Annotated in this window: 4 protein-coding genes; 1 reads left to right on the plus strand and 3 read right to left on the minus strand. The window is 59.3% G+C overall.

The features are described from left to right. Positions 1-927: 927 nt before the first annotated feature. From RIN13_RS20170 to RIN13_RS20180, 3 genes are all read right to left on the minus strand, one after another. Positions 928-2,238 carry a TRAP transporter large permease gene (locus RIN13_RS20170; protein WP_309109094.1) on the minus strand — a complete coding sequence of 437 codons (1,311 nt, stop codon included), beginning with the start codon at positions 2,236-2,238 and terminating at the stop codon, positions 928-930. Positions 2,239-2,246: 8 nt separating this feature from the next. Further along, positions 2,247-2,702 carry a TRAP transporter small permease gene (locus tag RIN13_RS20175; protein ID WP_309109095.1) on the minus strand — a complete coding sequence of 152 codons (456 nt, stop codon included), beginning with the start codon at positions 2,700-2,702 and terminating at the stop codon, positions 2,247-2,249. Positions 2,703-2,763: 61 nt separating this feature from the next. Further along, a complete protein-coding gene (locus tag RIN13_RS20180; protein WP_309109096.1) occupies positions 2,764-3,777 on the minus strand; it encodes a TRAP transporter substrate-binding protein in 1,014 nt (337 codons plus the stop codon). Positions 3,778-4,045: 268 nt separating this feature from the next. Between RIN13_RS20180 and RIN13_RS20185 the strand changes: the two genes are divergently transcribed. Continuing rightward, positions 4,046-5,021: LacI family DNA-binding transcriptional regulator (locus RIN13_RS20185; protein WP_309109097.1), on the plus strand; the 976-nt coding region annotated here is incomplete at its 3' end.

Here is a 5,021-nt window from a genome sequence, read left to right on the forward strand (position 1 = left end):
TGGTTTGGCAGGAAGAGAAGAAAGGCCAAGAACCTCCTACACCCTCACATGACCCAGGTCACAAGCTCGAGCGGTTGCCGTTTGTTGCTTAAACGCCCCCCGTCGACGACCACCGACGCACAGGAACCTTGTGATGCAGCTACGCTATGGACTTGCTCTTGGCTGGCAGCGATAGCCGGTTTCGGTGCTCGGCCTCTGCCGCAAAAGGCCGTTCCACTGAATGCGCGGGCGTGTAGGAACGTGGGCTCCCCTGCAGCCCGTGATGCCTTGTTTGTACGCACCCACGCAAGCACGTCGATCGCCGCGTACAGGTCCGGGTACTCAGTTTCCAAAATTGAACTGCAAAAGCCCCCTGAGGACAGGCCTACGGGCGTAGATAGGTCGCGGATCAACCTGATAGCGCTCTGGCACCTCTCGAGTCATCCCAGCAACGGTGGGCACGTCCCCGGTCGTCCTGGCTACCCTTCTGAATTCGTTATTGACCGCCAGCAGCCCGCCTGAAGTTGGTTGACCTCGCTGCCGTCCGGGGGATGAAGGATCCTTCCTTTCCGGGCGATCCCGTTAATGAGCATCGAGGCTGGCTGGGGGGTGTCGTGGCACGAAGGCCAGAGAGGGAGCACGAAGTAAGCCCGTTGGGAGAGCAGCCCTTTTTTACATACTGGTCGCCGCTACGGGACATGGAAGCGGCAGCGGGGGTAGCTCCGGTGAATGCGACCAAGCAGACCGTGACCGCTGCTAGTATTCGGGAAATTGGGCGCCGGCCCGGAGTTTGCGGTTGCAGGATTGCCTGCGCCACCGCTGTTCAACTTGGCCCCAGCAATGGTTGGTGTGGTGGCTGGGAGACGACAAAGCGCCAGAGAGTTGCAGGAGGAATGACTCGAACCGCTCCTGCAGGACTCCGGCGCTTTGACGTTGTGGTCGGGACATCTACGGAGCGATTAGCTCCAGCTGCCTCGGCAGCCACATGCTCAGTTCCGGAATGAAGACCACAAGGAACAGCCCGATGATCAGCGCGCCCAGGAAGGGCAGAAGTTTCTGGATCACCGGTTCAATGCGAAGCCCGGCCACCCTAGCACCCACGAACAGGACGTTACCCACGGGCGGGGTGATCGTGCCCACGCACAGGTTGTACACGATCATGGTGCCGAAGTGTACGGGGTGGATTCCAAAGTCCATGACTATGGGCAGGAAAATGGGCGTGAAGATCAGGATGGCTGGTGTCGGGTCCATAAACGTTCCGACGATGAGCAGGATAATCATCATTAGAATCAGGATCACTGTTGGGCTGTCCGTCAAGCTGAGCAGGCTGTCCGAGATCAGGTCCGGGATGCGCGCAAATGACATCAGCCAGGACATTGCGGTGGAGACTCCCACCAGCAGCATCACGATTGCTGTGGTTTTGGTTGCGTTCAGCAAGATGCCCGGCAGGTCCTGAACCTTAATTGCTCGGTAGATAAACCCGAGGACCAGCGAGTAGACCACGGCGATGGCCGCCGATTCGGTAGGCGTGAAAATGCCTGCCAGGATGCCGCCAATGACGATGAAGATCATCAGCATGGCCGGTATCGCTTTGATGATTGTCTGAAGTGCGACGGCGAAACTCACCCGCTGAGTGGTCTTCAATCCCTTGTGTCGCTTCGAATAGACGTAAACGACAAGCATGCAAGCAAGAATCCAGACTAGACCTGGACCATAGCCGGCAACGAACAAAGCCGCGATGGACGTGCTGCTGACCAGCGAATAGACAATGAACGTGTTGCTCGGCGGAATGAGCATCCCCGATGGGGCGGAGGCCACATTGACTGCCGCTGAGAAGGCGCGGTCGTAGCCCTCTTCCCGCTGCCGCGGCCCCATGACGGTTCCGACGGCGGCGGCAGCGGCAACAGCAGCACCGCTCACCGATCCGAAAAGCGCGTTAGCGACTACGTTTGTTTGTGCAAGCGAGCCTGGCGCCCGTCCCACCAGTACCTTTGCGGCGTCGATGAGCCGGGCGGCTATGCCACCGTTGTTCATCAACACTCCGGCAAGGATGAAGAACGGTATGGCAAGCAGGGTGAAGGAGTTAATACCGGCGAACAACTGTTGAGACGTTGTCAGCACTGCACGGTCAAGGCCCAGCACGGCTATGATCGCGACCACCGTGGAGAGCCCGATGGCCACGGCGATGGGAACTGCCAGCGCGATCAGCACGACGATTCCGACGAGGAGAATGAGCCCCGTGAGTAAAGCTGTTTCCACAGTTGCTCCTAAATAACGTCGGGTTCGGTGTCTTCGGTGGCTTCTTCGTCACCTCTGAGGATCGCGACGATATGGTACGTCGCGTAGAAGATGATGACGACGCCTGTGATTGGTATGGCCAGGTACAGCGGCCCCACAGTTACCGGAAGCCCCGAGAGGGCTTGGTTCCATGACTGCACTGAAACCCGGTAACCGCCCCAGACGAATATGAGGCTAGCGAAGGCAATGATCGCAGCCTGAACAAACAGCGCCGTGGCTTTTTCGACTCTGTTCGGAAACTTTCTGACCAGGAAGTCGACAGCGATGTGGCCACGCTCCGCGAAAACAAGTGCGGCTCCGAACAGGCCCAGCCATACAAAAAGGTACTGGGCCAGTTCGGCAGTCCACGCATTGGGAGAGCTCAGGACTTGGCGGGAAAATACCTGCCAGACGACGGTTACCACCAATACGGCGAACAGAATCACGCAGGCAGACGCTAAAAACCTGTCAAATGTTCTCTTGATGAGTTGCATGAGGGATGAGCGATTACTTGGCGGCTGCTCGGGCAGCGTCGTAAATCCTCTGCTCAACCTCGGTATCGACGTACTGCTTGATCAACGGTTCCAGAGCGGCGTCGAAGGCCTGCTCGTCCACGTCGTTGAACTTCGTGCCATTGGTCTCCAGCTGGGCGTGCGCCTCGTCCGTCTGCTTCAGCCACAGGGCGGTGTGCTCCTCAACTGCTGCGGCCCACTGCTCCCGGAGCGCGGTGCGGACGTCCTCACTCATGGCCTCATAAACATCGGTGTTGATCACCACGTAGTCCAGTCCCACCAAGTGGTTGGTTGTGGAGAAGAACTTCGCGACCTCGTTGTGCTTCTGGGTAAGGTAGGAAATCTCGTTGTTTTCAGCGCCATCGATGACGCCGGACTGCATCGCGGTGTAGACCTCACCAAACGCCATCGGGGTGGGAGCACCGCCCATCAGCTCAATCATCTTCATCTGCACGTCGGACTCCTGAACGCGGATTTTCATCCCCGCCAGGTCCTGGGGCTTGTTGATGGGGCCGTTGCTGTTGTAGATGCTCCGAGTGCCCTGGGTGAGGCCGCCCAGAACGGTGATATTACGCTCCTCGAGGGAGGCGTAGAGGTCGGAAACGGTTGATTCGTCAGCGAGGACGCTCATCTGGTGCTCAACGCTGTCGAAGACACCGGGGAGGTTGAAAACCTGGAAATCGGGGTTCAAGTTCTCCAGCTGCGTTCCGGAAACGACTGCCATTTCAACAGTTCCGTCGCTTACAAGCTGGATAACTTCCTTTTGTTTGCCGAGTGTCTCGTTGGCGTGAACGTCCACGCTCAATTTGCCCTCGGTGTTTTTATCGAGGTTTTGCCCCATGTTATCCAGCGCGACGTATGAGGGGTGGGTCTCGGTCTGGTTGAGGGCGAGCCGCAGAGTCTGCGAGTCTCCACCGGCGGATCCTGCTCCGCCGCCGCAAGCTGACAGCGCAAGCATCATTGCTGCTGCTGCTGATCCGAGTACTGCAAAGTTCTTTTTGGTATTCATCGTCGACCTTTTCCTGCCGTAATCACGGGCATTGTTGGTGGCTCGGTGCGGCGGCGGAGTGAGGTCTTAGTTCTCCTGCCGGCCGACGCCTTAGCCGTCGTGTAGATGCACCTCGCCGCGGAAAGTCCATGGAGCGCTACCTCGTTGGGCGTTCGGAACTGCACGTTGTGAAGTGGATGCTTCCTCCATAAAGCCAATAATCGCTGCGAGATTCAAACAGTTGCCAAAAATTGCCTTGCCCCGTCTATGGTTGGCATCGGAGGTCTTCATGGTTAGTTCACGGGATTTGCCCACGATTTACGATGTCGCTCGTGTTGCCGAGGTTTCAGCATCGACCGTCTCACGTGCGTTCGCCCGCCCGGGGCGGGTTAGTCATCACACGGCCCAGAAAATTTTTGCCGCGGCCATCGAGGTGGGCTACCGCTCTGCCCATGTAGGCGGCATCCAGCATCCCGGCGGGCAGCGCAGCTCCATGATCGCCCTGGTAATCGCGGACATCCGCAATCCTGTGTATGCGGAGATGGTGCGCGGCGCCGAAGCTGCGGCGGCGGAAGCGGGCTACACCATGCTGCTTGCCCACACGCAGGAGTCAGAGCAGAAGGAACGCGAGGCGCTTGAACGCGCACTGGCTTCGGTGGACGGCATTGTCCTCTCGAGCTCCCGCATGTCCGATTCGGCAATCCGCATGATGGCCAAGCAGAAACCCCTTATCGTCATGAACCGGGCAGTTAAGGACGTGGCAAGCGTGGTGACCGATAACCCCCGCGGCATCCGCCGCGCCGCCGAGCACCTCGGCGAGCTCGGGCACCGCAGCATCACCTACCTCGCAGGACCTGAGGCGTCCTGGGCGGACGGCATGCGATGGCGCTCCCTGCGGGAGGCTGCAATGGAACTGGAGCTCTCGGTCCGTCGGACAGGTTCCCATCTCCCGACCATTCAAGGCGGTGAGGAGGTCGCCGCCGAATGGTTGCGCCACCGCACCCCCGGTGTCATTGCCTACAACGACCAGATGGCCATCGGCTTCATCCGGGCGCTGCAGCAAAAAGGGTTGTCCGTTCCCGGCGACGTTAGCGTCGTCGGTCATGACAACAGCTACGGGGCCGCCCTCGTTACCCCTTCGCTGACCACAATAGAGGCTCCCCTATACTCGCTCGGCGCCACGGCGGTAAATAATTTGCTGGCCTTCGCCGCCGGCGCCCGTTCCCGATCCAACCAGCCGGTGGTTCTTCCCACGCGGCTGGTCG

The organism is Arthrobacter sp., assembly GCF_031179985.1.
Classification (GTDB): Bacteria; Actinomycetota; Actinomycetes; order Actinomycetales; family Micrococcaceae; genus Arthrobacter.